This window comes from Sulfurimonas sp. (assembly GCF_023228785.1).
GTDB lineage: Bacteria > Campylobacterota > Campylobacteria > Campylobacterales > Sulfurimonadaceae > Sulfurimonas.
In genome coordinates, this window is sequence record NZ_JALOAN010000009.1 from 1 (window position 1) to 26,375 (window position 26,375).

At 33.7% G+C, this 26,375-nt stretch carries 28 protein-coding genes; 7 read left to right on the forward strand and 21 right to left on the reverse strand.

All coding sequences use genetic code 11. From position 1 onward, the window contains the following. The coding region (locus tag M0Q24_RS03410; RefSeq protein ID WP_295047285.1) for an acetyl-CoA carboxylase biotin carboxylase subunit at positions 1-1,279 on the reverse strand (1,279 nt) is incomplete at its 3' end. Between the two features lie 148 nt (positions 1,280-1,427). Here M0Q24_RS03410 and M0Q24_RS03415 point away from each other — a divergent pair. After that, complete coding sequence (locus M0Q24_RS03415; protein WP_295047288.1) at positions 1,428-2,303, forward strand: GyrI-like domain-containing protein; 876 nt, start codon at positions 1,428-1,430, stop codon at positions 2,301-2,303. On the opposite strand, the gene M0Q24_RS03420 is transcribed toward M0Q24_RS03415, so the two are convergent. From M0Q24_RS03420 to M0Q24_RS03450, 7 genes are all read right to left on the reverse strand, one after another. Then, the gene (locus M0Q24_RS03420; protein WP_295047292.1) at positions 2,300-2,677 is read right to left on the reverse strand and encodes a CbiX/SirB N-terminal domain-containing protein; all 378 of its coding nucleotides are present in this window, start codon (positions 2,675-2,677) and stop codon (positions 2,300-2,302) included. The genes M0Q24_RS03415 and M0Q24_RS03420 overlap by 4 nt on opposite strands. A gap of 17 nt (positions 2,678-2,694) precedes the next feature. After that, on the reverse strand, positions 2,695-4,239 hold the full coding sequence (locus M0Q24_RS03425) for an AarF/UbiB family protein (RefSeq protein WP_295047491.1): 1,545 nt from the start codon (positions 4,237-4,239) through the stop codon (positions 2,695-2,697). Continuing rightward, positions 4,236-4,499, reverse strand: a complete 264-nt coding sequence (locus M0Q24_RS03430; protein ID WP_295047295.1) for a hypothetical protein — start codon at positions 4,497-4,499, stop codon at positions 4,236-4,238. The genes M0Q24_RS03425 and M0Q24_RS03430 overlap by 4 nt, the downstream gene beginning before the upstream one ends. Positions 4,500-4,603: 104 nt before the next feature. Further along, positions 4,604-5,947: a deoxyribodipyrimidine photo-lyase gene (locus M0Q24_RS03435; protein WP_295047298.1), complete on the reverse strand. Its 1,344-nt coding sequence runs from the start codon at positions 5,945-5,947 to the stop codon at positions 4,604-4,606. Next, a complete protein-coding gene (locus M0Q24_RS03440; protein ID WP_295047300.1) occupies positions 5,944-6,894 on the reverse strand; it encodes a DUF523 and DUF1722 domain-containing protein in 951 nt (316 codons plus the stop codon). Before M0Q24_RS03440 ends, M0Q24_RS03435 begins: the two co-directional genes overlap by 4 nt. Continuing rightward, complete coding sequence (thiD, locus tag M0Q24_RS03445) at positions 6,891-7,670, reverse strand: bifunctional hydroxymethylpyrimidine kinase/phosphomethylpyrimidine kinase (protein WP_295047302.1); 780 nt, start codon at positions 7,668-7,670, stop codon at positions 6,891-6,893. Before thiD ends, M0Q24_RS03440 begins: the two co-directional genes overlap by 4 nt. 74 nt (positions 7,671-7,744) lie before the next feature. Then, complete coding sequence (locus M0Q24_RS03450) at positions 7,745-8,077, reverse strand: hypothetical protein (RefSeq protein ID WP_295047306.1); 333 nt, start codon at positions 8,075-8,077, stop codon at positions 7,745-7,747. 207 nt (positions 8,078-8,284) lie between these two features. Between M0Q24_RS03450 and M0Q24_RS03455 the strand changes: the two genes are divergently transcribed. Beyond that, positions 8,285-10,192 (forward strand): TIGR00341 family protein, encoded by a 1,908-nt coding sequence (locus tag M0Q24_RS03455; protein ID WP_295047307.1) that lies wholly within the window; start codon positions 8,285-8,287, stop codon positions 10,190-10,192. A 277-nt stretch (positions 10,193-10,469) separates the two neighbouring features. On the opposite strand, the gene M0Q24_RS03460 is transcribed toward M0Q24_RS03455, so the two are convergent. Further along, positions 10,470-11,624, reverse strand: coding sequence for an aminoacetone oxidase family FAD-binding enzyme (locus M0Q24_RS03460; protein WP_295047310.1), 1,155 nt, complete (start codon positions 11,622-11,624; stop codon positions 10,470-10,472). Between the two features lie 77 nt (positions 11,625-11,701). On the opposite strand from M0Q24_RS03460, the gene rimO reads away from it, so the two are divergent. Beyond that, the gene (gene rimO, locus M0Q24_RS03465) at positions 11,702-13,018 is read left to right on the forward strand and encodes a 30S ribosomal protein S12 methylthiotransferase RimO (RefSeq protein ID WP_295047315.1); all 1,317 of its coding nucleotides are present in this window, start codon (positions 11,702-11,704) and stop codon (positions 13,016-13,018) included. Between the two features lie 5 nt (positions 13,019-13,023). Continuing rightward, positions 13,024-14,013 carry a tRNA lysidine(34) synthetase TilS gene (gene tilS, locus M0Q24_RS03470; protein ID WP_295047318.1) on the forward strand — a complete coding sequence of 330 codons (990 nt, stop codon included), beginning with the start codon at positions 13,024-13,026 and terminating at the stop codon, positions 14,011-14,013. On the opposite strand, the gene M0Q24_RS03475 is transcribed toward tilS, so the two are convergent. From M0Q24_RS03475 to M0Q24_RS03510, 8 genes are all read right to left on the reverse strand, one after another. Then, entirely contained in the window at positions 14,002-14,535 is a 534-nt protein-coding gene (locus tag M0Q24_RS03475) for a hypothetical protein (protein ID WP_295047321.1), read from the reverse strand. The genes tilS and M0Q24_RS03475 overlap by 12 nt on opposite strands. Continuing rightward, on the reverse strand, positions 14,525-15,088 hold the full coding sequence (locus tag M0Q24_RS03480; protein ID WP_295047324.1) for a hypothetical protein: 564 nt from the start codon (positions 15,086-15,088) through the stop codon (positions 14,525-14,527). The genes M0Q24_RS03475 and M0Q24_RS03480 overlap by 11 nt, the downstream gene beginning before the upstream one ends. Further along, the gene (locus tag M0Q24_RS03485; RefSeq protein WP_295047327.1) at positions 15,085-16,089 is read right to left on the reverse strand and encodes a hypothetical protein; all 1,005 of its coding nucleotides are present in this window, start codon (positions 16,087-16,089) and stop codon (positions 15,085-15,087) included. The genes M0Q24_RS03480 and M0Q24_RS03485 overlap by 4 nt, the downstream gene beginning before the upstream one ends. Continuing rightward, the gene (locus tag M0Q24_RS03490) at positions 16,089-16,922 is read right to left on the reverse strand and encodes a tyrosine-type recombinase/integrase (protein WP_295047329.1); all 834 of its coding nucleotides are present in this window, start codon (positions 16,920-16,922) and stop codon (positions 16,089-16,091) included. Before M0Q24_RS03490 ends, M0Q24_RS03485 begins: the two co-directional genes overlap by 1 nt. Next, on the reverse strand, positions 16,903-17,358 hold the full coding sequence (locus M0Q24_RS03495) for a hypothetical protein (protein ID WP_295047333.1): 456 nt from the start codon (positions 17,356-17,358) through the stop codon (positions 16,903-16,905). The genes M0Q24_RS03490 and M0Q24_RS03495 overlap by 20 nt, the downstream gene beginning before the upstream one ends. Then, positions 17,348-17,971, reverse strand: coding sequence for a lysophospholipid acyltransferase family protein (locus M0Q24_RS03500; RefSeq protein ID WP_295047336.1), 624 nt, complete (start codon positions 17,969-17,971; stop codon positions 17,348-17,350). The genes M0Q24_RS03495 and M0Q24_RS03500 overlap by 11 nt, the downstream gene beginning before the upstream one ends. Further along, complete coding sequence (miaB, locus tag M0Q24_RS03505; protein WP_295047340.1) at positions 17,964-19,259, reverse strand: tRNA (N6-isopentenyl adenosine(37)-C2)-methylthiotransferase MiaB; 1,296 nt, start codon at positions 19,257-19,259, stop codon at positions 17,964-17,966. Before miaB ends, M0Q24_RS03500 begins: the two co-directional genes overlap by 8 nt. Positions 19,260-19,338: 79 nt before the next feature. Beyond that, on the reverse strand, positions 19,339-19,584 hold the full coding sequence (locus M0Q24_RS03510; protein WP_295047343.1) for an HP0268 family nuclease: 246 nt from the start codon (positions 19,582-19,584) through the stop codon (positions 19,339-19,341). 432 nt (positions 19,585-20,016) lie between these two features. On the opposite strand from M0Q24_RS03510, the gene nusA reads away from it, so the two are divergent. Then, positions 20,017-21,150, forward strand: a complete 1,134-nt coding sequence (nusA, locus tag M0Q24_RS03515) for a transcription termination factor NusA (RefSeq protein WP_295047346.1) — start codon at positions 20,017-20,019, stop codon at positions 21,148-21,150. Positions 21,151-21,481: 331 nt separating this feature from the next. On the opposite strand, the gene M0Q24_RS03520 is transcribed toward nusA, so the two are convergent. The 4 genes from M0Q24_RS03520 to amt form a co-directional block, all read right to left on the reverse strand. Beyond that, positions 21,482-22,441 (reverse strand): ABC transporter permease, encoded by a 960-nt coding sequence (locus tag M0Q24_RS03520; RefSeq protein WP_295047493.1) that lies wholly within the window; start codon positions 22,439-22,441, stop codon positions 21,482-21,484. Positions 22,442-22,618: 177 nt separating this feature from the next. Beyond that, positions 22,619-23,158 carry a TorF family putative porin gene (locus M0Q24_RS03525; RefSeq protein WP_295047349.1) on the reverse strand — a complete coding sequence of 180 codons (540 nt, stop codon included), beginning with the start codon at positions 23,156-23,158 and terminating at the stop codon, positions 22,619-22,621. Positions 23,159-23,230: 72 nt separating this feature from the next. Continuing rightward, a complete protein-coding gene (locus tag M0Q24_RS03530; RefSeq protein WP_295047352.1) occupies positions 23,231-23,569 on the reverse strand; it encodes a P-II family nitrogen regulator in 339 nt (112 codons plus the stop codon). 32 nt (positions 23,570-23,601) lie between these two features. Continuing rightward, on the reverse strand, positions 23,602-24,813 hold the full coding sequence (gene amt / locus M0Q24_RS03535) for an ammonium transporter (protein WP_295047354.1): 1,212 nt from the start codon (positions 24,811-24,813) through the stop codon (positions 23,602-23,604). Positions 24,814-24,916: 103 nt separating this feature from the next. Here amt and M0Q24_RS03540 point away from each other — a divergent pair, with 103 nt between their 5' ends. Continuing rightward, complete coding sequence (locus M0Q24_RS03540) at positions 24,917-25,684, forward strand: sigma 54-interacting transcriptional regulator (RefSeq protein WP_295047357.1); 768 nt, start codon at positions 24,917-24,919, stop codon at positions 25,682-25,684. Next, positions 25,677-26,369, forward strand: coding sequence for a hypothetical protein (locus M0Q24_RS03545; RefSeq protein ID WP_295047360.1), 693 nt, complete (start codon positions 25,677-25,679; stop codon positions 26,367-26,369). The genes M0Q24_RS03540 and M0Q24_RS03545 overlap by 8 nt, the downstream gene beginning before the upstream one ends. The last annotated feature ends 6 nt before the right edge of the window (positions 26,370-26,375 follow it).

The following is a 26,375-nucleotide window of genomic DNA, read 5'->3' on the forward strand; positions in this document are numbered from 1 at the left end:
CTATTTCTCTATGAAGTGGTATATTTGTTTTAAATCCTTCTATATGAAACTCATCCAATGCTCGTCTAGCTTTAGCAACTGCTCCATCCCAATCTAGCGCCCACACAATCAACTTCCCAAGCATAGAGTCATAGCAAGTTGGTGTTTCGTAGCCGCTGTATAGACTAGTATCTAGTCTTATCCCAGGTCCTCCCGGTGTTAGATATTTTTTCACTACTCCAGCTGTGGGCATAAAGTTGTTTTGCGGGTCTTCTGAGTTGATTCTAAACTCTATAGCATATCCTCTAAATTGTATCTCACTTTGTAAATACTTTAGTTTATCACCAGCAGCTATCTCTATCATTCTTTGGATAATGTCAACTCCTGTTACTATCTCAGTTACAGGGTGTTCTACTTGAACTCTGGTATTCATCTCTATGAAGTATATATTATCCCTCTCATCAACTAAAAACTCAACTGTCCCAACACTCTCATATCCAAGTTTTTTCATAGCATTTACAGAGATAGTGCAAAGTTTTTGTCTCACTTGTGCATTTAAAAGTGGTGAGGGAGTTATCTCTATAACTTTTTGATGTCGTCTCTGAATTGAACAATCTCGCTCACCTAAATGCAGCACATTCCCATACTGATCAGCAATAACTTGAATCTCAATATGCCTAGGATTTTGAACGTATTTTTCTATAAAAACATCTCCTTTACCAAAATATTTTATGGATTCATTTGTAGCAGAGCTAAACATTTTTGAAAAATCATCAGCAAAATGGACAATTCTCATTCCTCTTCCACCACCGCCAAAGGCTGCTTTTATTATGATGGGATAACCTATCTCTAGGGCTATCCTTCTCCCCTCTTCTTCATCTATAATAGGAGAACTCGTACCTTCTAAAACAGGAACTCCTATCTTTTTCATAGCAACTTTTGAAGCCATTTTATCACCAAAGAGTTCTATATGTTGTGGTTTTGGTCCTATAAAAATCAAACCATTGTCTTCACACGCTTGGGCGAACTCTGCATTTTCTGATAAAAAACCATAACCAGGATGAATGGCATCACACTTTGTTCTTTTGGCTATATCAATTATTTTGTCATACTTGAGATATGCATCAATGGGATTGCCAACTATCGGGTAGCACTCATCAGCTCTTGCAACCCAGATCCCATTTACATCAACCTCAGAAAAAATCACTACTGATTTGATTTCAAGTTCTTTACATGCTCTTATAATTCTTAGAGCTATCTCTCCTCTATTAGCTACTAAGATCTTAGTAAATTTTCTCATAACATACCCTCGTATTAAATTGATATGTTATTTTAATAAATTAATAGGATAAAATTCTTCTTCTATTTTGTCAATTTATTTGTTTGATAAAATAGTTTAAATTGTCCATAATTGTTATTTTAATTATTCTATCTCGCTATAATTATTTATGAATAAAATTACTCTGCAAAATAACACTAAAATATCAAACAGTATTATGTATTATATTTATACACATATAGATGTAAATATTGATATGCAAGAACTAAGTAAAGATCTTGGTATAAGTAAATCTCATATGCACAAGGTATTTAAAAATACTTTTGGTAAAAACATATATGAGAGTATCAAATCCATAAGACTGCAAAAAGCAGCTAGCTTACTTTTAACTAACAGATACTCTACAATCTCAGAAGTAGCTAATCTGTGCGGATACAGCTCTCACTCTTCTTTTATAAAAGCTTTTAAAAACAAATTTGACGCCTCGCCAAAAGATTGGAGAAATGGAGCATATAAAAACTACTCAAACTCCATTTTACAAGCATCAAACATATCTACAAACTCTAATGTAGATTATTCAAAATTATCTGCAACAATAGTTAATATGCCCTCAATAGAGAGTTACTATATTCGCAATAGTGGATATACAAATAATGTTAAAGAGACTTGGCAAAAACTTTATACTCTGATTTTAAATCATAAAGTAAAAAACTATCAAATGATAGCTCTTTTACATGATAATCCAACCATTACAGATCTCAATAATTGCCAATATATAGCGTGCATAAAAACAGATGAACAAGAGGAAGTATTTACAAAAAGATTGCCAAAATTTAAAATCTCCGATGGGGTATATGCAAGGTTTGATTTGCAAGGAGAAGGTGAAGATATACTAAGATTTATTCAATGGGTATATCATGATTGGCTAGTCGGTAGTGAGTATGAAACAACAACTAAGCCCTCCTTTATTGTTTATCATAAGAACAATTATCTAGATAATGAAAATTTGTTTGACATAAGTTATTACCTATCAATTAAGTTTTAAAAGCTCAAAGATTTTAAATCGTGTGAGATTATTTTTGCGATACTTTTAGACTCTCCAAAATGATTTAGAACTTCTATCTTCATATCTTCTATGCCTATCTGCATCTCGCGAGCAATATTTGGAATATCTATAGCTACATGCTTTCCACTATTTAAAAAGTAAGGATAGAGATAGACTTTATCCATCTTCATCTGATGCATCTTATCTATGGTGTCTTCAATGCTCGGCTGTGCTAATTCTAAAAAAGCGTACTCAACTTCATCAAAGTGAGTATCTTCTTCTTTTATTTTTTTAGCGAGTCTGATAAACTCATCATTTGATTCAGATCTTTTACTTCCATGTGCTATTAAAATCACTGCTATTTTTTTACTCATAGTTTTGCCTCTTTAATTTATTTATATATGACTCTAAACACGCCAGCCAAAAAGAGTACAACTGCCATCTCTTTTAGATTTTTATCATAAAGCAACATAAAAACAGCTCCTATCATAAGAGCAAATGAGATCGCATATGATTTTACTTCACTTTTTGCATCTCTTTTTATCCACTCTAGCTGATCACTTAAGAGCTCAACTTGAAGCTCATCAGAGCTCACTTTTTTTATGGCATTTTTAAAGTCTTTTACTATAAAAGGGATATCTTTTATCTCATCTATAAGAGTCTCTAAGATGCTCTCTTTTGCACCCAAAGCCTTTGGAATATTTTTTTGCAAAATCGGCAAGATATCTTTTACGCCATTAAAATTTTCTATATAAGTAGTCCCAAGCCCCTCTATAATGGCGCTCACCCTAAGTATGTAGATCGCATCGCTAGGAAGTTTAAAAGGTAGATCTCTAGTAGATTCTAAGATTTCAAAAGCGAGTTGTTGCATAGATTCACTGCTAAGATTATCGTTTGAAAATATCTCAAACATCTTTGCACTAAACTCAGCTAACTGTTCTGTTGGAGCTTCATAAGCTATGGTTCCGAGTTTTTTATTTGCTGCTATATAGCGTTCATAATCTTGTTCATTTGCAGCTTTTATAAGCTCGATGATGGCTACTCGTGTGTGATTTGGCACACTCTTTACCATCCCAAAATCAAGAAGTATAAGCTCGCCCTCTTTTGAGACTAAGAGATTTCCAGGGTGTGGATCTGCATGAAAGTAACCGGTTATAAGCATCTGTGTTGTATAAAAATCAACTAACTTTGCGATGATGGATCGAAAGTCTATCTTATGAGTAAAGATACTCTCTTTATCATCAAATCTAAAACCCTCTTCAAAGCTCATAACAAGAGCATCATCACTACAAAACTCAGGGAGTGGAGTTGGAAACTTAACGCCCGCATCTTTATATATGGATGAAAACTTCACCAAGTTACTTAGCTCTTTAGTGAGGCTAACTTCTTCTTTTATCATCTTAGAAAACTCAACTATTACTGCCTCAATGGAGTTTTTTGTATGATAGGAAAAGAGAGGTTTAAAAATGGTGTTAAAACTCTTAATGATTTTAATATCTGCCATAACTTGAGAGTAGATACTTTTGCGCCGAAGTTTTACAGCTACTTTTTGTCCCTTATGAGTATAGGCGACATGAACTTGTCCGATGGAAGCTGATGCAATTGGTATATCATCAAAACTAGCAAAACAGCCTTTTTGGAAGCTCCTTGTATATACTTCATCAAACTCACTCTTTTTCATAGGAGGAAGTGAGTCGTGAAGCTCTTTTAATTCATCAAGATACTCTTTATCGAAAAAGTCTGAACGAGTAGCTAGAACTTGTGCTAATTTTATAAAACTCGCACCTAAAAAAACTATGGTCTCTTTTAGCTCTTTTGGTTTTAACGGCTTAAAACCTAAAAAACTCTTTCTCTTTTTAATAACTAGATAGATAGTTAGTAAAAAGCTAAAAACCCTATAAACTCTTCTAGGCGAGTAGTATTTGAGTGAGTCTATTTTAGATCCTCTTTTAGTTTTGCTAAGTCTTCTTTAGTCGCAAGTCCTAGCTCTTCTATGACCTCTTTAAGAGTTGATTTTAACTGCTCTTTTATTCTTTGTTCTTCCTCTTTACCTTTAGTCTCGATAGACTCTAAAAAGCTCTTTGCATCTTTAGTCTTTATCTTACCCTCATCTTCAAGCTTTTTTAGTTCATCTTCTACTTTTTGCTTTAAAATAACCGCCGCGCCAATACCAGTATGAATTAATTCTTTTAACATTTCCTATCCTTTGTACTTTTGTTTAATGCTTTTTAACTTGACATATTCTAGCATACTCATTGATACATTAGTATACTCAAAACCTTGATAAATTTACTTTCTTATTACGCTTTAAAAATCTCTATAGCTACTTTAGCTGCTTCTTTGTGTTTTAAGATCGGTTTTGGGTAGTCTTTGATTTTATTATTTAAAAGATACTCTTCATTGTGAAGATATTTTGAGTCAAGATCTCTTAACTCACTTATATGTTTTTTTATATAAATCCCATCTCTATCAAACTTTTTACTTTGTAAGTAGGGGTTAAAAACTCTAAAGTAAGGTTGCGGATCTACTCCAGTTCCTGCACTCCACTGCCACGATAAAACATTACTAGCCTTGTCAAAATCCAGCAAATATTTTGCAAAAAAACTCTCTCCCCACTGCCACGGAAGAAGTAGATCTTTTGTAAAAAAAGATGCCACAACCATGCGGACACGATTGTGCATATTACCACTTTTTAAAAGTTCTCTAACTCCAGCGTCAACTATTGGCACGCCAGTTTTTGCCTCACAAAAGGCTCTAAACTTCTCTTCATCTTCAATGCCGTTAAAAGCATACTTATAGTTTTTATGCTCAATATATGGCAGATGAAAAAGCAAGTAAGCATAATAGTCTCTAAAGATAAGCTGTCTTATAAAGCTCTCAGCATTTTCTAGTTCGAGTACGCGTCTTAAGATCTCTCTAATTCCAATAGTTCCAAACCTAAGATCTACGCTAAGACCTGAACTTGCAGCAAGATTTAAAAAGTCTCTATCTTCTTTATATTTTGGGAGTTTTTCTACTAGATCTTCTAGTTTTTCATAAGGAGAAACTATTTCAAGATCTTTTGCTTCAAAACCAATATTTTCAAGTCTAAGTTCTTTTGTAGAGATCTCTTGATCTTCTTCTACTATTGTCAAACCCTCATAGCTTGAACTAAAAAGAGTCTGTTTAACTCTTTGGATCTCATCTATATTTTTACTCCCTAGAGCTATTTTTGCTTTTTTATAAAAAGGAGTAAACACAAAGTATGTAGTTCCATCATCTTTTAAGATCTCATTGTGTTTAAAAATGTAAGTATCTTGGATATATCTAAAATGAAGTTTGTGAGAGACTCTTAGATCTCTCTTTTTAGCATACTCATCGTAGTCTCCAGATGCTACAACCTCATCAAACTCAAAAGTGCTAAGATATGAAAAAACATCCTCTACATTTGCATAAAAAACTTTAAGATCTAACCCAATTGAGCGAAGATCTGACTTTAGTTTTACAACACTCTTGTAAATAAAGTTAACTCTTCTATCATCACTTTGTAGTAGATCTAAGATCTCTTTATCAAAAATAAATATGGGTAAAACCTCCCCCTCGTAAGTGAGAAGTGGATTGTCCTTTACTCTTAGATCTCGCCTAAACCACAGGATTCTTTTCATTTAGTAGATTTTAGATCTGAGCGAAGTGCTAACTCTTTTGGGTATGGATCTAGAAATTTCTGCTCTAGCAAATACTCCACCTTATACTTTGTAGCGTAGAGTTTAAGAGTACTAAGTGGCACAATAAGTGGAACTATCTTAGCTACATAATCATCTATAAGGCCATGTAGCATCTGCTTCTCAGAGCTATCTAAAAAGTTCTTTATAAATCCGCTCATATGTTCAAGTACGTTTCTAGTTTTGCCTACACTGCTCTTTTGTGAGATCGCCATTTTAAAGAGCAACTCATACTCACTTAAGATGAGATCAAAACTCTTTTGTTCGTGGTTTCCAACTATTTGACCTAATTCTCTATAGGTTTTTTCATCTTTTGATTGTAGTAAAAACTTGTAAGATTTGTGAAATTCAACTAGATCTCCCATCTTAGCGTTTAGTTTAAACTCTTCAAAATCACTATAAGCAAAGAGTTGCATTACAAAGTTTTCTCTAAGCCAAGCATCACAGAGTCTGCCCTCCTCTTCCATAGGAAAGTAACCAAACTCAGCTCTACACATTGAAGCAAAAACTCCATCATCCTTGCCATCTGCAAAACCATTTTCTAAATATACCTTAGAGCTCATAAGTCCACAAGTTGGAGACTTTGACTTTAGTATTATGCCGCGGATATTTTGTGCTTTTATCTTCTGTAACTCCGCTTTTGCTTTTTCATCCAAGATCTCTGTTAGATCCTCTTTCGTTTTGTTTGAGATGATGCGAAATTCGCCCTCTTCGCCTCTTACCATTCTAATGGATGGTCGTGGAGAACCAAAAGCGATATTCTCAGGACAAAAAGATACAAACTCAGCATATTTTCCAAGCTCATCTACTACAAAATCATCTCTTTTATGTCCTTTGTCAAAACGAACTTCTTCACCCAAAAGACAAGCTGAAACTGCAATTTTTATCATAACATTTCTCCTGCTGCTTTATGGTTTATCGGTCCTCTTGAGTGGCCGATATTAGGAGCTTTTAATATAGCGTCGTGGATAAATTTTTTAGAGATCTCAATGGACTCTTCAAGAGTTTTTCCAAGTGCTAGATTTGCAACGATGGCACTTGAGTATGAACAACCAGTTCCATGAACGCTTGTTGAGTCGATGTAAGGAGTTTGAAAAACTCTTTTTTCATGTCCAAAAAAGAGTTGATCTATACTTATTTTCTCATCTCTTATCTCTAAGATATGATTTTTAACAAGCACCTTACAAGATTGACAAAAAATTGTCTCCAAAGATGGTGTATCTCCAAACTTGTAGTTAAACAAAACCTCTGCCTCGTAAGTGTTTGGAGTGATAAGTAAAACATGCTCAAATAGCTCTTTCATAGCTTCTATGGCATCTTCTTGGAGTAGTTTAGAGTTTGCTTTTGAGATAAAGACTGGATCTAGAACTATTGGAATATTAAGATCTTTTATGATCTCTTTTACAAGATCTATAATCTCTTTTGAGTAGAGCATCCCAATCTTTATAGCTGCCACATCAAAATCTTTTAACACAGCTTGGATTTGCTCTTTTACAAATGATGGATCTACTTCGTAGATCCCACTTACACCCATAGTGTTTTGTGCGGTTAGCACGGTTATTGCCGACGCTCCAAAAACGCCAAAGGCTTCAAAGGTTTTGAGATCTGCTTGAATCCCTGCTCCACCGCTACTATCAGATCCTGCTATAGTCAATACTACTTTCATGCTAAACCTCACTTTATATTTTACGTGATTTTAGCTTATTTAAAAAAATTTGTAGCCTTATTATGCTTCTTTATCTAAAATCTTATAGAACTTTTTTTACCATCTTGCTCAACACTTATACTTGACTTTAAAATATAAAGAGTAGCTCCTGTTTTTTTGTAGATGATCTTTTGAAACATCTCTTTTGTATTTAGTGGATCATAACCCACAGCCTCTATCTTCTCTTTTTTATTTATAATGATGCAATTATTTGCAATGCTATAAAGACTAAGACTCATAGCGTCATCTTCTTTGCTTAGAGGTGCTCCCCTTACTGCTTCAACACTAGGACAAGCGAGTGTCTCTTTTTTTACAACATCTCCTTGAGCAAAACTCAACAAAAGAGCTAATATTAAAATGTTTTTCATAAAATGATCCAATATAAGAGTTATATAACTTAATGTGATACTTTTAAAGTTATATTTTTTTTCTAAAGATGATTATACCCTCTAGTTTTAAAGTTCGTTATTAAAAGTGTTTACTTTTTTTACTATAAATTTTTATAGTGTTATTCACCTTTATAATAATGATATAATCAAAAGTTTAAATAAACTATAGTTAAAAGTAGAAATCAAATGATAGAAAAAGTTTTTTTAGTTACGACTAAAGATGAAGAACAAACAAGCACTTTTAATGACTTAGTTTTGCTTATAAAAACTCACTATAAGTTAGTAGTAGAGTTGAAATATTACTCTGATATTATTGAAACAAGTGAGCAAAAATCATTTGTACTGCTATATCTTAGTGATGAGCGGATAAAAATATTTTTCAAAAATCATTTAAAGAGTGATATAAACATAGCCATCTTGCCAACTGCTAAAAATCCAAAAACTATTTCAAGTTATGGAGTGTCAAGCGATATACATGAAGCTCTTGAGGATGCACTTGATATTTCAAAATATATGAAAGTAGATATACTACTTTGTAATGGTGAGCCTACTTTTACCAATATCGTCATAGGTGATGTTCATGGACTAAACAATGCTAGCTTAGAAAAGAAGTTTTTTCTCACAAAAATAAAAGAGTTCTTTGTGCATCTAACAAAGTTAAGCTTTAGAGATTTTACTTTTACAACTGCAAAAGATTATGAACTTCATACTGCTTCAACTGGTATTATGATACTAGAACACAATGTTAAACATGCTCGCAATAATATTATTCATGAAGAGTTCTCATTTCAAGATGGCAAATTAAATGCCTTTATACTCTCTCCAACAAGTGTTATATCTTATGTTTACTATCTATTTTTAGTCTTTTTTTATAGTAGATTTTCACTCAGCTCTCTCCCTAAAAGTATAGGAGTTATAAAAACTTCAAAGTTAACTATCACAAGTTCTAAACCTATGGACTTTAAAATAGATGAGAGTTTTGTAAGCTCAAAAGCTATTGAGTTAGAGATTATAAAAGAAGCCCTTAGTATCTCTTTAGGTAGAAGTATAAAAGATCTACCAAAAAAACCTACAACAGAAGATGATAAAGACACTATTAAAACAAGTGAATTACCAAAAGGTGAAATAGTTGGTTCACTTTTAAGTGAGACTGTTCCACTTTTTAAAAGAGCAGAAGAAGATGATTTTAAAGATTTATTCTCATCACTAAGAGAGAGTTCAAAATTTAGCTCAATCTTTATAGTACTAATGGTACTAAGTACACTTTTAGCTACGACAGGTCTTTTTCAAAACTCTGCTCCTGTTATCATCGGTGCGATGATTTTAGCTCCGCTTATGGGTCCTATTATATCATTAGCTATGGGTGTCGTTAGAGCTGAAAATCTATTCATAACAAACAGTCTAAAAACATTAGCATACGGCATAGTAACTGCTCTGTTTTTTTCATGTATCTACACATATTCTATGCCACTCTCAGAGTTAACACCAGAGATGCGAGGACGACTAAATCCAAATGTATTAGATCTGATGGTAGCCATCATCTCAGGAATTGCTGGAGCTTATGCAAACTCTAAGAGTGAAGTTGCAAAAAGTCTAGCAGGTGTTGCAATAGCTGTAGCGCTCATTCCTCCACTAAGTGTGACTGGAATCGGGATCGGTTGGGGTAACATTGACATTATCTATGGCTCATTTTTACTCTTTATCACCAACCTTGTAGGTATTACGCTCTCGGCATCTTTGACATTTTTAGTCTTAGGTTACGCTCCACTCAAACGAGCAAAAAAAGGCTTAGTTTATACATCAATAATCTTGGCTTTAGTTACTATACCTTTGATATTCTCATTTGCAAAACTTATAAAGCAAAATAGCATCTTAAGTAGACTAAACAACAAGACCTACATCATAAATAGTAAAAAAGTTGATATTACCGTCCTAGAAGTAGATCTAAGCTCTAAAATTCCACTTCTATATATAAAAACAAGAAGTGACGCACTTTTAAGTAAAGAAGATTTAGTAAGTTTAAAGAAAAATATATCCAAGCACATAGATGATGAAGTCGCACTAAATGTCTCTATGCGCACTGTAGTTGAGTAAAATACTTATTTTATCTATTGAATGCTATGAAGAGTTATTAAGTTGGATCCTGAATCAAGTTCAGGATGACGGTTTGTTCGTTCATAATAACGCGTGTCCCGTCATTGTGTGCGTGTCCCGTCATTCCGTGCTTGTCCCGTCATTGTGTGCTCTCCTGAGGTGGAATGCATATCACAAACAACTCCCAAAATACGCCGCACCTCAGAAAAGGTGTGGCGAGAGTGGTGGAACGGGAGGAAAGCTGATTTCCTAGTTTTATCACTCTACTTGCAAAAGTTCACGAGATGGAGTTATTTATCTCTCTTGCACAAACTACACCGCTACTAAAAGCCCACTGAAAGTTGTAGCCTCCTAGCTCTCCTGTAACATCTACAACTTCGCCTATAAAGTGTAGGTTTTTAACTCTTTTTGACTCTAGATTTTTAAAGTTAAGCTCATCTGCTAAAACTCCACCTCGGCAAACCTCCGCCTTAGTAAAACCAAAGTTACCAGCTGGTGCAAACTCATAGTTGTGGATATTTACTAGTTTTTCTCTCTGCTCTTTTGTGATCTTCTTGCACTCTAGATCTACTACATCTAAAGCTTTTAGTATCGCTACACTAAGTCTTTTTGGCAGAGGAATAACTGAACTTATGAGTTTTTTACTTCCTTTAGTTAGCTCCAAAATATCTTCATTTGGTAAAAAATCAATCTCAATATTGCCCTTTCTCCAATAGAGTGAAGTGCTAAGAATTACAGGACCACTAATGCCTTTGTGAGCAAAAAGAAGATCCTCTTCTAAAACTCTATCTTCTACTTTTATGCGAACACTACAACTAAGTCCACTAAGCTCTTTCATCCAAAACTGCTCTTTTTGAAGAGTAAGCCCAACTAATGCAGGAGTAAACTCTTTATTTAAAATGCCGAAACTTTTGGCAATTTCAAGCCCAATTTCACTAGCTCCTAGCGTTTTATAGCTCTTTGCACCAGTTGCAACTATAACTCTTCTAGCTTTTATCTCGCCTCTGTCTGTTTTAACACTAAAGATCTCATCTTTTTTGCAAACTTCTAAGATCTCGGTATTTAAAAAAAAAGTATTTTTTGAAGTTAGTTTTTTTAGAATATTTATAATCTCATCAGATGAGTCCTTGCAAAAGTAGTAGCGGTTTTTTCGAACAACTGGACTTAGCCCATGTTGCTTTAAAAACTCCAACAAATCATCCCTACTAAAACGACTCAAAACACTCGATATTAGTTCTTCGTCTCCATCAAAGTTTCTCTGGCTCATAATGGTGTTTGTGATATTACACTTACCACCGCCAGAGATCTTTAGTTTTTGTGCAACTTTACTATTAGTATCAACTATGGCAACACTCATCTCCTTACTCAAATGAGCCCCACACATCAAAGAACTAGCCCCTCCACCGAGGATTAAAACATCATATATTTTCATGGGCGTATTGTAGCATTTTAGTTTGTTAGAGCACTAACTTAGATATAATTACGAAAATTTTTACAAAAGTAGTAATAATGAGCAACAAACTCCATATAGTCTCTCTTGGATGCACCAAAAACCTTGTCGATACTGAAGTTATGATGGGCAAACTTCAAAACTTTACCCTAACAGATGACCAGTCGCAAGCTGATGTTATCATCGTAAATACTTGTGGTTTCATCGATGCTGCAAAAGAGGAGTCCATAAACACTGTTTTATCTCTTCATGAAGCAAGAAAAGAGGACTCAGTTTTAGTAATGGCGGGATGTTTGAGTGAGAGATATAAAAAAGATCTAGCTACTCAGATGCCAGAGGTTGATATCTTTACTGGTGTTGGTGACTATGACCGTATTGATGAACTCTTAAGAGATAAAAAGAGCCGTTTTTCAGATGAAGTATTTCTTATAGATGGTAGTGAGAGAGTTGTAACAGGTTCCTCTTATCACGCTTACATCAAACTATCTGAGGGCTGTAACCAAACTTGTAGTTTTTGTGCTATTCCCTCTTTTAAAGGTAAACTAAATTCAAGAAACCTTGACTCCATTGCAAAAGAAGTTGAAGGTTTAGTGGCTAAAGGCTATTATGATTTTAGTTTTGTCTCACAAGATAGCTCTTCATTTTTAAGAGATCAAAATATCAAAGATGGACTAAGCCTTCTGATTCAACGCATAGAGCTCATCGAGGGCGTTAAAAGTGCTCGTATCCTCTACTTATATCCATCAACTACAACTATCTCACTTTTAAAAAATATTGCAAAGAGTGAGATCTTTCACAACTACTTTGATATGCCGATCCAGCATATAAATGATGAGATGCTTCACATTATGAAGAGAGGTTTTGGCAAAAGTAAGACTCTTGAACTTTTAGAGTTTATGAAGAGCCTGCCAAATGCATTTTTAAGAACTAGCTTTATTGTTGGACACCCAAACGAAACACAAGAGATGTTTGATGAGATGTGTGAGTTTGCAGCTTCTTTTGGATTTGATAGGATAAATGTATTTTCATACTCTGATGAAGAGACAACTCCAGCCTATGATATGGATGATAAGATCCCAGATGAGACCATCGCCAAAAGATCTCAAATACTTGGTGATATTGCTTCAAAGGTAAGAAATGAGTCTTTAGAAAAAAGAGTAGGTATTGAGACAGAGATAGTTATTGATCAAGAGAGTGATGAGCATGAGTATCTCCTAAGTGCAAAAGAGCTTATGTGGGCGCCTGAGATCGATGGTGAGATCTATGTAAATGATAGAACTGTTGATGAAGATCTTGTCTTTGCTAGAGTCTATAGAGCAAAAATCACTGAGCTTATAGGCGACACTCTAACTGCTACAGTTGATAACAAAGAGTAGATCTTATGCTTGAGCACACTTGCCTAGATCAACTTAGAGGCAAAAAAAATCTCCTAGCTTTTTCAGGTGGCGTGGACTCCTCCGCTCTTTTTTTCCTACTCTTAGGTGAAGAGATAGAGTTTGATATAGCCATAGTAAACTACAAACAAAGAGCACAAAGTGAGCAAGAAGTCTCTTATGCTAAAGATCTCGCTTTTAATCATAATCTTCTTTGTCACACATTTATATCCCCTACAATTAAGTCCAACTTTGAAGCAAAAGCAAGAGAGATAAGATATGATTTCTTTGATACGCTTATAAAAAAATACTCCTATGAAAACCTTCTAACTGCTCATCATCTAGGCGATAGATTTGAGTGGATGCTAATGCAATTTTGTCGTGGTGCTGGTTGTGCTGAGATGGCTGGAATGCAAAAGTTGCAAAAAAGAGATAGTTACACTTTAGTTCGCCCACTCTTGCATCTTGACAAAAGTGAACTATATAATTATCTCAAAAAAAACAATATTAAATATTTTGAAGATGCAACAAATGAAGATGAAGAGATAAAGAGAAACTCCTTTAGACATCGTCATACAAATATACTTTTAGATGAGTATCTAAGTGGTATAAAGAAGAGTTTTGAGTATCTTGACGGAGATAGAGAGATCCTAGTGCCAGAAGTTGAGATAGAACATATAGAGGAGTTGAGCTATTTTAAATCCACTAAGAACACTCGTTCAGATATCTTTATAGTAGATAAAATCTTAAAGAAAAAATCTTATATGCTTAGCTCATCTGAGAGAGAGTTACTCTTAACAGAGAGTAGTTTAGTAGTAGGTAGAGAGTTTTTAGTAAGTTTCTCAAATGAATTTGTTTTCATCTTGCCATATTTGGATGCGACTATGACAAAAGAGTTTAAAGAGGAGTGTAGGATCTTAAGAGTAGATCCAAAGATGCGTCCATATCTCTATAAAAACAGAGAAACATTTACAAAAGTAAAAGAGCTACTCCTGTGATGCTTTTTTACTTCTATATACTCTCATAGTAAAAGATGAACTTATAAGCTCATGATCACGTTTAAACTCTATAGGAAAGTTTACTCCTATAACCCAGTCAGCTTTATTGATGGCATCTAAGAAGTTATAAAAACTTTGCGGAGAGTTTATAGATGAAGTTGTATTTACTTCATAAACACTAAACTCATCTTCATCATCTAAGGGTTCTTGTTTTGATAATTCTAAAGATATAAAGTAACTTCTAAATTGTTTTTGAAACCTCGTAGAGTTAAATGAGTTGTCAAAAGAGGTTATGATATGAGTATTTTCAGACTGTAACTCTTTTAACTTTTGTAGAGTTTGCTCCGTAAACTCTTCATATCTTCTAAGCTCCATTGCCTCTTTATTTAACTTACTTCTTTGTTCTCTATAATTTTTCCCCTCAGGAATTAGAATTAAAAAGGAAAATATTAGCACAAACAGAAGTAAGATTATTGAGAAGAAAAGAAGATATAGGCTCTGTTTAGTTATATTAATCTTCATAATCTGCCTCTTTTTCTTCCTCATATCTTGGGGATTCTAGTGATAATATTTCTTCATCTATATAGTTTGTAGAGACAAATCTAAGCCAACCATTTTCACTCTCATAAAAACTACTATAAGTTCTATGAAATATAGAACGAAGAGGAGCTTGAAGCATAAAGTTATATACATCTTTATTTGGCGTAACTCCATGAAGTATTAGTCCATTTTTTAAAAGTGTTGCTTGTGAGAGTGTTATGCGTTGTGGCACAAGGTCAAAAAGGTTTGCAATAGAATCTTTTAAAACTGTATTTTTAGTTGAAATTGTCTCACTTAAGAGTACTTCTTTTTCTATAAAAGTTATTTGTGAGTTCATATTTTGCACACTTGACTCTAACTCAATCATTTTTTGTTTTATATCTTGCATATTTTGAGCAAATCTATAATCTTTAAAAAACAAAAAGAAGTAAGTTAAAAAAAGCATAATAAGCGTGATACTAAAAAAGCTAAATATGAGTTGTAGTTCTCCTGATATAACACTTTTTTTGCGTGGTTTTATGTAGCTATATTTCATTTTAGCTCTGCCTTTGCAAGGTCAATAATCTCGCCACCTAGATCAATATGCCTGATAAAGACACTAAAAAACATCTCTTCTTCTAGATAAGTTTTAAGATCAGAACTTACACCTATGGCATCTGCGATATAAACTGTCTCTATAAATTTACTTTGGTATTTTGAGTCTTTATAATATCTATTTACAGAGCTTTGAATAGCTAAAAATCTTTGATAATCTTCATTAAAGCTACTTGGGTCTTGAACTAAAAGCTCATCTTCTTCACTTAAAAACTCATCATCTTGAGACTGTGCAAACTCATCTATTTCATCTATAGTATCAAGATCTTCAATATCTCCAAAGTCATCCAAACCATCAATGTCACTCATTGTATCAATATCATCTAGATCTATACTAGACTCCAAATCAAGATCTATTTCACCATCTGATGAATCCATCATCTCATCTTGCATATTATCATGCTCAACATCTAAATGTTCCCCAAACAAGAGTTTCGTTTTATCAAAAACACCTAGTGTGATGTAGTTATCTTCTAAAAGAAGAAAAAGACCTAAATGAGTATCTATTTTATCTTTAAAAAAACTAGATAAGATACTAAAAGGAGAAAATATAAAGTCAACTCCCACTTGTGCGTAAGTTCTTTTGATCTCTTCTATGGCTGATGTAGATGTAAAATATGTCCAATCATTTTTATGACACATCATCTTTGAAGCACTAAAGTCACCAAAAACAGACATATCTTTTGTAGAACATGTTGGAAGAGCACCTTGTTCTTGCGAATAATCTAAAACACATATATATGAAAAAGGAGAATCACCTATAAAAGAGTCTATGTACTCTTTCATTTTTGTAGAAAACTCTGTATCGTCAAAGCTTTTATGATAATTTTTAGGTGTGTGTTTTTTACTGCTTATTTGAATATAGACAACACTTTTTGCGCGTTGTATTACAATAGCTACAAATATTTTATTGTATATGGATTCAAAAAGTCTGCCGAGCACTATTCATCTCCACATAGAGGATGTGCTTTGTTATAGTTTTGTTGTTTCAATGCACTGCCTAATTTTGTATATATTTGTGTAGTAGCCATACTAGAGTGTCCCAAAAGTTCACTAACATCAGCAATAGATGCACTACCATTTAATAGTTCTGTCGCATAAGAGTGTCGAAGTTGGTGCGGTGACACTCTTAACCCTACTCTTTTAAAGACTTTATTAACCCTATATCTTAGAGTGTTTTGGCTTAATCTTTCATCATTTGCCTCAAAAAGAAATATTTTTGGGGAGTTTTTTGTCAAATATTCATCTATAAGTTTCTTAGTTGATTTTAAAAGTGGTACATCTCTATGCTTAGCACCTTTACCTAAAACTCTTATCCACTCGCTTGATATATCACTTAGCCTTAGATCACATAGCTCAGATATTCTAAGCCCTAAGGAGTAGAGCATCACTACGATTAATCTCTCATATTCATCTGCATACTCAAGTGCCTCAGTTATATGTTTATGTGATATTGGTTTTGGCAAAGTTTTTGCTACTTTTATGCTCTCATCTGCCTTTAGAAAAACGCTCATCTCATTATCATTTAAAAACTCAACAAAGCCTCTTATAGCACTTAGTTTTCTACTAATACTTTTAGGATTTAATTTTGCAATTTTTATACGATATGGCATAAGATTTATGATTAGTTTGTCATCTTCTTCATAGATCTCTACGGATTCTAATGCCTCTTTTATAGCCTCATCATAGCTCTTTATCGTTAGATCTGAGTAACCTCTAAAGCTCTCTAGGTGCTCTAGAAATGCTATCCTTTTTTTACTTACTAACTTTTTCAAGTAACTTCTCAAAATCTTTATGATATTTTGCCGCTTGACTTACCAACTTTTCATCAGTTACAACACTTGGAGCTAGCTTTTTATATGCACTTAGCATTATCTCACATATAGTTCTTATCTTTGCTCTATCTGCATTAGAGATGACTTCATGCGTTGCAATCTTATTTATATCTTGCATATAAGCCCTTGCATCTTCATTGTAAGAAACATACTTAAGGGAGGTGATAGACTGAGCCATAACAGTTGATGCCATGCGATTATATATATCCATACTAAAGGCTTCTTTTGCAAAAACAAGAGCTTCTTTATACTCACCTATTTCGTAGTAGTATTTTGCTTTTAAGGATTTTTCATAGGATGGGTTTATAAGGAAGTAAAGCGCCATAAGAAAAATTAGCAAAAAAGCTACACTTGGTATTAATACTCTAGATCTCATGAATTTCAAGCCCCTGTTTTATTAAAGTTCTCGCTTCTTGCATCTTCATATCACTTATATCAATCAAATCACTAATATAGTAGTTTATTGTACCAAATGGTTTTGGTATTACAAATTTATCCCAGGAAGAGAATTGCCAATATGAACTAGGCTTTATTTCAACAAGAACTATTTTAACATTCGCTTTTTGAGCCATAACAATTATACCATCTGCAACTTCATGTCTAGGACCTTTTGGACCATCGGGCGTTATACCTAAATCATAACCATCTTTTAGCTCTTTTATGGATTGTATCAAAGCTCTTGCTCCACCTCTAGTCGATGAACCGCGAATCGTACCAAACTTAAAAAGCTCTAATGTTTTTGCAATTAGGTTACCATCAAAGTGTTCTGAAATTACTAATTTTACATGTGGAATTTTTCTATATCGGGTATAAGCATATGGGATCATAAGAAGCTCCCCATGCCAACAAGCCATGATAATAGGCTCATCGCCAATACTCTGCGGAGCATGAAACTTTATTTTATTTGTAGCATATAAAAGTCTAATCAAAAGCGAACCAAAAAAAGGCACGATAATTAGAGCAAGGGCACGACTTATTTTTTTAAGCAACAACTTCACCTGTTAAAATTGTTCTTCCAATGGAAGTTATCTTAACATCTCTAAATTGACCTAGAAGTTCATCAGAACCTTTTACTTTTATAACGATATTATCATCGCTTCTACCACTTACATAGTAGTCTTGTATAAGATCTTCAAAGTATACTTTGTATGTTTTGCCAAGAGATGTAGCGTTTATCTCATCCAAAATTTCTGTATGAAGATTTTGAAGTGTTGTAAGTCTAAGGGAAGCTACTTCTTCATCGACTGTGTTTGTAAAGTGCTCAGCTTCTGTCTCTGGTCGAGCAGAATATTTAAAAGAAAAAATTTGGTTAAATCTAACTTGACGCATAACATCTAAAGAGTCAAGAAAATCTTCATCACTCTCACCTGGAAAAGCGACGATAATATCAGTAGAGATACTGACTTCTGGACACTCTTTGCGGAGTTTTTCAACGCGATTTAAAAACCACTCTTTTGTGTAGCCTCGCTTCATCTCTTTTAAAACTTTACTAGATCCACTTTGAAGTGGCATATGCATTGACTTACATATCTTAGGATTTTTTGCAAACTCTTCTATAAACTCATCGTCCATATGAAAGGGGTGTGGAGAGGTAAAGCGAATGCGCTCTAGCCCTTCTATCTTAGAGAGTCGTCTTAGAAGTTCTGAGAAGTTTACTTTTTCATGTTCTCCTGAAAATCTACGACCATAATTATTTACATTTTGTCCTAAAAGAAAGATCTCTTTAGCTCCTGCATCTACCGCTTTTTTAGCTTCATTTATGATAAGAGTATCAGGGATAGAGATCTCATCACCACGAGTCTTTGGAACTATGCAGTAGGTACAAGATTTATCACAACCTATGGAGATATTTATAAAGGCTTTATATGAGGAGGTTCTAAAGTCATTGAAAGCAAATTCGCTCTCATCGTAGTTTATATCTATCTCAACTGCTCTATCTTTATGTAAAACTTCACTAATTTTAGAGACATTTCTAGCACCTAAAACAAAGTTAACATATGGTGCTCTTTTTATGATCTCTTCGCCAAGATGTGACGCTGTACAACCGCAAACACCAATCTTTGCATCTGGTTTTTTCTTTTTATTAAAAACGCCAAGTTCTGAGAAAAGCTTTGATACTGGCTTTTCTCTAACTGAACAAGTATTTATGAGTATTAGATCTGCCTCTCTGAAGTCATTTGTAGTCTCATAGCCCTCTTTCTCTGTAAGCTCGGCTATCATATGCTCGCTATCTCGTGAGTTCATAGCACAACCTAAGGTCTCGATAAATAATTTCATTATTTTATCTCAAACAGTTTTAACAAGTCCAAACTGTTTTCAGTCACTAAACCTTTGGTGAGAATATTCATTTTATACCCTAGCTAATTATATGTACTTGATACATATACTCATTGTCTGAAAGGCCGTATTTTACTTCACTCATATAAAAACTCTTACCTTTTTGCTCAAAATGATCTTGAAGCTCTAATAGATCTTTGTGAGAATTGTCTTTGTCAAAATAAAAAATCATATTCCCCTCTTTCTCTACACTAGCTTCTAGTTTGTCTAAATCAACTTTTTTTGGTTTTGTATCTATATCTGTTCTTGCAAATTTCAAATCCATCTCTTTATTTCCTTTAATTTATTTCATAAATTTAAGGGAACCTTTTCCCTATTCATTTATCACGCAAAACGAACAAGTCCGTTTCACTACGCTAATACCCCAAGGGTGCTCCGCCGTGCGCGCTTGGTTTCCCTCAGCGGGAAGCTCTCGGCACTAGTGCCTCTTTGAGAATGACTTGTCAAACTTTAAAGTCTTCCTCGTTCCATCTCTCTTTCAAGCGAGGTTTTAACCTCGCCAACTCTAAACACTCAACACCAATTTTACTACTATTAAAAAGTCTTGCATTATATACGAAAACTACTAAAAGTCATATTAAAGATAAATTTGGATATAATTTCGCACTTCATAAGAAATCCCAACAAATATTATTATTACTGTTTTTTATGAGACTTAAAAAAAACCGTTGCTTATGCAAAAATCAAGGAAATTGTTATGGAAAAAATCTTAGATATTGTTGATGCTATTGCACATGAAAAAGGTCTCCAACCTGACAAAGTCATAGAGGCTTTAAAAACTGCATTTGTACAAACTGCAAAAAGAGTTATAGATAGAAGATTTGCTTTTGAGGCTACTATTGATAAAGCAAAAAAAAGTGTTGATATTGTTCAGACTATTACAGTTGTAGCCGATGATGATGAGAGACTTCTAGATGAAGAAGTTGCACCTGCATATATATCTCTAACTGATGCTAAAGAGTATGACGACCAAGTAGAACTTGATGACCAACTACAGATCCCACACGACCTAGAAGAGTATGGAAGAACTGCTGCATCTAACCTTCATCGTGAGATAGAGTACCATGTTCAAAGACTTGTAGAAGATGAGCTTTTTAACAAGTACAACTCTAAAATTGGAACACTTGTAAATGGTCGAGTTACAAGTGTAGATTCACAAAATGCTACATATATAGAAGTAGATGAAGTTCGTGCAGTACTACCTATGAAGAGTCGTATAAAAGGTGAGATCTTTAAAAAAGGTGATCATCTAAAAGCTGTTGTTCGTCGTGTTATAATGGATAAAGAAAATGGTATCCAAATAGAACTTTCACGTACATCTCCTAAGTTTTTAGAAGAGCTTTTAGCATTAGAAGTTCCTGAAATTGCAGATGGCGCAGTTATCATTGAAAAAAGTGCAAGAATTCCTGGTGAGAGAGCTAAAATAGCACTAATAAGCACGCATCCACAAGTCGATGCAGTTGGCGCTACTGTTGGTGTAAAAGGTGTTAGGATTAACGCAGTTAGTCGTGAGCTAATTGGTGAAAACATCGACTGTGTTGAATATACAACTATCCCTGAGCTTTTTATCTCAAGAGTTATGTCTCCTGCTATTATCTCTCATGTAGAAATCATAAGAGATGAAGATGGAGAGCCTGAAAAAGCTATAGTCACACTACCAGCTGATCAAAAGTCAAAAGCAATAGGAAAGAGTGGTATAAATATCCGCCTTGCATCTATGTTAACTGGCTTAAATATAGAACTTGTAGAGAATGATGAAGTAACAGATGAGCAAGGCGAGACACAAGAGTCAAAAGATGGTGTTGATGCACTAGAGGCTTTATTTAATTAGTCTGTAGTTTTTACAACACTACTCCGTAATTACGGACTATTATAGCGCGTCGTCGAAGAATATATAGTCCGTCATGTTGAACGCTAACAACTCGTCATCCAGAACGCTAACAACCCGTCATCCTGAACGCTAACAACCCGTCATCCTGAACTTGATTCAGGATCTCTTGAGGGTTTAAAAACACAAAAAGCTTTAAAGTCCTGATGAGATTGCGGGTCAAGCCCGCAATGACGGAGATACTGAACCTGCAATGATGGAACTCTCAAGCCCGCAATGACGGAGATACTGAACCTGCAATGATGGAACTCTCAAGCTCTCGATTAGGAAAAACTTAATTTTTTCCTATGTATGGATTTAATTTTAGTAATATTAGATCTGCTACCATATTCCCCAAAAGTGTCAAAAAGGCTGTTATTATCAGAGTTCCCATAATTATGGGATAGTCACGACTAAGTGCACTCATAAAAAAGAGTTGCCCCATTCCATCGATTCCAAAGATAGATTCTAAAATAACACTTCCACCAATAAGCCCAGGAAGAGAAAGCCCTAGCAATGTAATAATTGGAGGTAAAAGGTTTGGAAGAATGTAGTAACGAAGTAGTTGTTTTTGTGAGAGACCTCTTGAGAGTGCAAAAAAGTAGTAATCACTTTTTAAGATCTCAAGCGTTAATGAGCGGACATAAATTATCATACTTCCAAGCCCTACAAATATCATAACTCCCACTGGCAAAACAAGATGCCAAGCCATATCAAGATAGTAAGATAAACCCTCTTTTGGCTCAATAGAGTGAAGTCCCGCTATTGGAAAAAGGTTCAAATTTAATGACAAAAATATAATAAATAAAAGAGCCAAATAAAACGATGGCATAGAAAATGAGACTAATGAGATCTGACGAATAATGTAGTCTGCTTTTTTCTCATACTTCATTGCCGCTTTGATCCCAAGGTACAAAGATATTACAAAAACTGCCACAAGTGCAATGGAGTTCATTATAAGCGTTATTGGAAGTCTTTTTAAGATCTCAGAGCTTACATCTTGCCCCGTTACAAAAGAGATGCCAAAATTTAGCGTGAGTATATTTTTTATCCAGTCAAAGTATTGAGCTGTGAGAGATTTGTCTAAACCATAAACTGCTTTTAGTTGTTGTATTGCCTCTTCTGTCATGTTTGGGTTTAACTCTCCTGCTGCAAAAAAACTATTTGGAGCGGCATGTATTGCTAAAAATGAGATGATTGAGATAAGTAGTAACATAAAGATTATATAAAAGATTTTTTTTATCATAAGAGGGATTATATCAAAATTTAACTCTTCTTAAAAGTAGAAAAAAGAGTTAAAATTTTCTTAAAAACTAGCAGAAACCGTAGCTACAATATTATCTTCTGTTTTAGTAGTAGAAGCTTCAAAATCCATTGCAGTGTACGCAACACTAAAGTCATAATTAGATATAGTTTTAGTTACGCCAATAAGCTAATAAACTCCTATATATTCGTACTTTCCAAGAGTTGCATCTATACTAATATCCATAGGCAAAGGGAGACTAACATAGGCTTCGTACGCATTTTCTGGATCTCCATCATCGGTTTTTATACCTAGGCTATATTTTGCTCCAATTTCAACTACTTTAAAATCATAACTAAGCTCTAAATACGCTTCACTAAAGTTTAGCGCTTGTGAATCATTTGGATAAGCATAATAAATACATCCTATATCATATACAACTCCATAAACTTTATTTTTATAACCTGCATAAGCGTCAAGTTCCATAGAAGCATCACTTCCTTCATATCTAACATTAGAGCCCCATGTCCCAAGATAAAGACCTTTATAATCCAAGTCAAACCCACCATTAATTGCTGGCGAATCTTCACTTTGACTCATACCTCTCCATACATAGTTACTTGTTAATGCCACATTTGCACTTACTCCAACTTCTGAAAGTATATTTTCTGCATATACACTTGTACTTACCAGTGTTGCTGTTATTAAACTTATTAGCACTTTTTTCATTTGTTGTCCTTTTTTTACAAATTAAGAGGATCTTTTTATCCTCTAATTTATTAATAACTTATATAAAAACTATTAAACCGCTTCGCTTCCAGTTTCACCTGTTCTGATTCTTATAATCTTCTCAATATCAGAAATAAAGATTTTTCCATCTCCGATTTTTCCAGTTTTTGCAGACTCTATAACAACTTCAACAACTTTATCAACATCTTCATCATTTACAACAATATCAAGTTTGATTTTTGGCATAAAATCAACTCTATATTCAGCACCACGATAAAGTTCGCTATGTCCTTTTTGTCTTCCGTAACCTTTTACTTCAAACACCGTCATACCAGTAATCCCTATATTAGCTAAAGCAACTTTTACATCCTCAAGCTTAAAAGGCTTGATAATAACTTCCATCTTTTTCATACTTTACTCCTTGTATAAATTTGTGTAAATTCTTAGTGTCTTTTAAACTCTGGATAGGCTTCAAGTCCAAGTTCATGTATATCAAGACCCTCAACTTCTTCTTGCTCATTTACTCTTAGTCCTATCAGCATATCTAACACTTTCCACACAATAAATGATGTAGTGAAAACATATACACCAATGACTAAAACACCTATGAGTTGTGGCATAAATTTATCATTTCCAAAGATACCAACAGCTAAAGTTCCCCAAATACCAGCTACCAAGTGAACTGAAAGTGCACCAACCGGGTCATCAAGCTTTAGTTTATCAAACAAAGGTACTGCAAATATAACTAAAATTGCACCAACTACACCAACTATTGTCGCATATCCCATACCAGTATCAGGAGCTGCTGTTACAGAAACTAAACCAGCCAATGCACCGTTTAAAACCATTGTCAAATCAACTTTTTTGTATATAAGTTGAGTAAGTATTGTTGCTGTTATCGCACCTACAGCTGCAGCCATATTTGTAGAAGCCATTACCATAGCAATTGCGTCTATATCTTCTTTTGAACCCATCGCAAGTTGAGAAGCACCATTAAAACCAAACCATCCCATCCAAAGTATCAGCGTACCGATAGTCGCAAGTGGCATATTTGATCCAGGAATTGGTCTAACATTACCATCTTTATCGTACTTACCTTTTCTTGCTCCAAGAATTATTACACCAGCTAGTGCAGCCCATCCACCTACTGAGTGAACTATCGTAGAACCAGCAAAGTCAGAAAAGCCGTCTAAAAGACCTCCTAAAGATGTACCACCCCATGTCCAATGACCTTGAATAGGATATATCACAGATGATAAAACAGCTACAAATATCAAAAATGGCAATAGTTTCATTCTCTCAGCTATAGTTCCTGAGATTACAGATGAAGCAGTTGCAACAAATACTACCTGAAAGAAAAAATCTGCCATTACAGAGTGGCCTAGTCCTTCACTTGTAAAACCGCTAAGTGCAAAGCCTCCACCTATAAATGAGTTTTCCTCACCATACATTAAGTTGTAACCTATAAAATAAAACATAATACAGCTCAAAGCATATAAAGCTACATTTTTTGTCAAAACTGTAGCTGTATTTTTACTTCTTGTTAATCCAGCTTCAAGCATAGCAAAACCTGCTGCCATCCACATAACCAATACTCCACCAAACAACATTAAAAAGCCGTCTAGAATATATTTCACATCTGTAAAACTTTCCATTTAATCTCCTTTAATTGATACCTGAAAAAGTATATCAGCTAATTGAACATTTTTTATATCTATTTTTGTATAATTTTTATACAAGGATAGAGATTGAATAGTTATGCTAAAATTTGATATGGAAAATTTTATAGCATTATCACTATCTTCAAAAAAAGCTTTACATGTTGCAAAGATGTCTGTGGCTTTACCTGTAAATATTTTAATATTAGGTGAAATTGGTGTTGGGAAAAAAACTTTAGCGCAAGAAATTTTACAAAACTCTCAAAGCTATGAGGCTACAGAAATAGAAAAGTTAATACTGAATAAGCAAATTGACATTCAAAGTTTCAAATCCTTGATTCTATATAACATAGATGCACTCATAAATAAAAAACAGTTTTTTGAAAATTTAAAAACACTAAGAATTATAGCTACTGCATCACAAAACTATAAAGATGACTTGAATACATTTCCTATCAAGATAAGGCTTGAGCCCTTATCTGAGCGAAAAGAGGATTTAGAAGAGCTGATAAGCATCTATATTAAAGAAGCAAATAAAATCTACTACTCAAATAAAACTGCGCATGATGTAGAGATAGATATATCTAAAAACGGAATTTCTTTAAAACAATCTATATATAAAAGTATTTTACTAAGTTCAATCACTAAAAATGATATTATGGATATTTTATATAAATATTTTATAAGTGATTTAAAAAGTAGAGATAGATCTTACAAAGATTTATTAGATATTTTTGAAATTCCACTTTTAAAGGCATTTAAAGAGAGATATAAATCTCAAGTTCAAATGGCAAACCACTTATGTATAAATAGAATGACTCTTAGAAAAAAGCTAAACAGTTACTATAAGGTAAAGAAAAATGTATAGTGATAGCTTTTATAAAGCATTTATTCATGAATCCATAAACCCTTTTATACTATTTAACAATGAGGGTAAACTTATAGATTTTAACAATGAGGCTGAAATTCTTTTTAACAGTGTATCTCCTAAAGAGATATTTGAATTAACTTTAAACCATTCACCTCACAATTTTGGATTTGAGAGAAAATATATAAATTTAAAATATGCAAAAATGAAATATTATGCACTTCTTGTAGGATATATAGATGATGAACATATAGCTATAGAGCTGTATAAGCAAATAAATATAGAAAAAGAGATAGCTAAGATTCAAGATGCTCAATTAACAAATATCTTTAGCCTTATAGATATATCAAAAAATACGAATTTTGACTTTACAAAAACAACAATAACTGAAGAGTACGACACATCAATACCTGAGATAAGAGTAAATATAAACAATTTTTTACTTACTCTAAATGAATGTTTTAAACTATTTAAAGAGTCAAAAAAAGTTAAAATTGCCGTTCATGTAAAAGTTGGTGAATATGAAGTTATAGATGATAAGAAGCATAGCATCGCATCTATTAGATGCAAAGCAGATACTCTAATAGAAGCGAGTCAAGAGTTAGAAAGACAAGCTTTAAAGTCTCACATAAATGTATTTGAAGTTAATGGTTATATAAAATTGGAATTTCCAATTATTATATAGCCATTA

Bases quoted from the DNA above. Each gene is read 5' to 3' on its own strand.
- M0Q24_RS03415 (WP_295047288.1), top strand. From the start codon at position 1,428: ATGAATAAAATTACTCTGCAAAATAACACTAAAATATCAAACAGTATT.
- M0Q24_RS03420 (WP_295047292.1), bottom strand. From the start codon at position 2,677: ATGAGTAAAAAAATAGCAGTGATTTTAATAGCACATGGAAGTAAAAGA.
- M0Q24_RS03430 (WP_295047295.1), bottom strand. From the start codon at position 4,499: ATGTTAAAAGAATTAATTCATACTGGTATTGGCGCGGCGGTTATTTTA.
- M0Q24_RS03435 (WP_295047298.1), bottom strand. From the start codon at position 5,947: ATGAAAAGAATCCTGTGGTTTAGGCGAGATCTAAGAGTAAAGGACAAT.
- M0Q24_RS03440 (WP_295047300.1), bottom strand. From the start codon at position 6,894: ATGATAAAAATTGCAGTTTCAGCTTGTCTTTTGGGTGAAGAAGTTCGT.
- thiD (WP_295047302.1), bottom strand. From the start codon at position 7,670: ATGAAAGTAGTATTGACTATAGCAGGATCTGATAGTAGCGGTGGAGCA.
- M0Q24_RS03450 (WP_295047306.1), bottom strand. From the start codon at position 8,077: ATGAAAAACATTTTAATATTAGCTCTTTTGTTGAGTTTTGCTCAAGGA.
- M0Q24_RS03455 (WP_295047307.1), top strand. From the start codon at position 8,285: ATGATAGAAAAAGTTTTTTTAGTTACGACTAAAGATGAAGAACAAACA.
- M0Q24_RS03460 (WP_295047310.1), bottom strand. From the start codon at position 11,624: ATGAAAATATATGATGTTTTAATCCTCGGTGGAGGGGCTAGTTCTTTG.
- rimO (WP_295047315.1), top strand. From the start codon at position 11,702: ATGAGCAACAAACTCCATATAGTCTCTCTTGGATGCACCAAAAACCTT.
- tilS (WP_295047318.1), top strand. From the start codon at position 13,024: ATGCTTGAGCACACTTGCCTAGATCAACTTAGAGGCAAAAAAAATCTC.
- M0Q24_RS03475 (WP_295047321.1), bottom strand. From the start codon at position 14,535: ATGAAGATTAATATAACTAAACAGAGCCTATATCTTCTTTTCTTCTCA.
- M0Q24_RS03480 (WP_295047324.1), bottom strand. From the start codon at position 15,088: ATGAAATATAGCTACATAAAACCACGCAAAAAAAGTGTTATATCAGGA.
- M0Q24_RS03495 (WP_295047333.1), bottom strand. From the start codon at position 17,358: ATGAGATCTAGAGTATTAATACCAAGTGTAGCTTTTTTGCTAATTTTT.
- miaB (WP_295047340.1), bottom strand. From the start codon at position 19,259: ATGAAATTATTTATCGAGACCTTAGGTTGTGCTATGAACTCACGAGAT.
- M0Q24_RS03510 (WP_295047343.1), bottom strand. From the start codon at position 19,584: ATGGATTTGAAATTTGCAAGAACAGATATAGATACAAAACCAAAAAAA.
- nusA (WP_295047346.1), top strand. From the start codon at position 20,017: ATGGAAAAAATCTTAGATATTGTTGATGCTATTGCACATGAAAAAGGT.
- M0Q24_RS03525 (WP_295047349.1), bottom strand. From the start codon at position 23,158: ATGAAAAAAGTGCTAATAAGTTTAATAACAGCAACACTGGTAAGTACA.
- M0Q24_RS03530 (WP_295047352.1), bottom strand. From the start codon at position 23,569: ATGAAAAAGATGGAAGTTATTATCAAGCCTTTTAAGCTTGAGGATGTA.
- amt (WP_295047354.1), bottom strand. From the start codon at position 24,813: ATGGAAAGTTTTACAGATGTGAAATATATTCTAGACGGCTTTTTAATG.
- M0Q24_RS03540 (WP_295047357.1), top strand. From the start codon at position 24,917: ATGCTAAAATTTGATATGGAAAATTTTATAGCATTATCACTATCTTCA.
- M0Q24_RS03545 (WP_295047360.1), top strand. From the start codon at position 25,677: ATGTATAGTGATAGCTTTTATAAAGCATTTATTCATGAATCCATAAAC.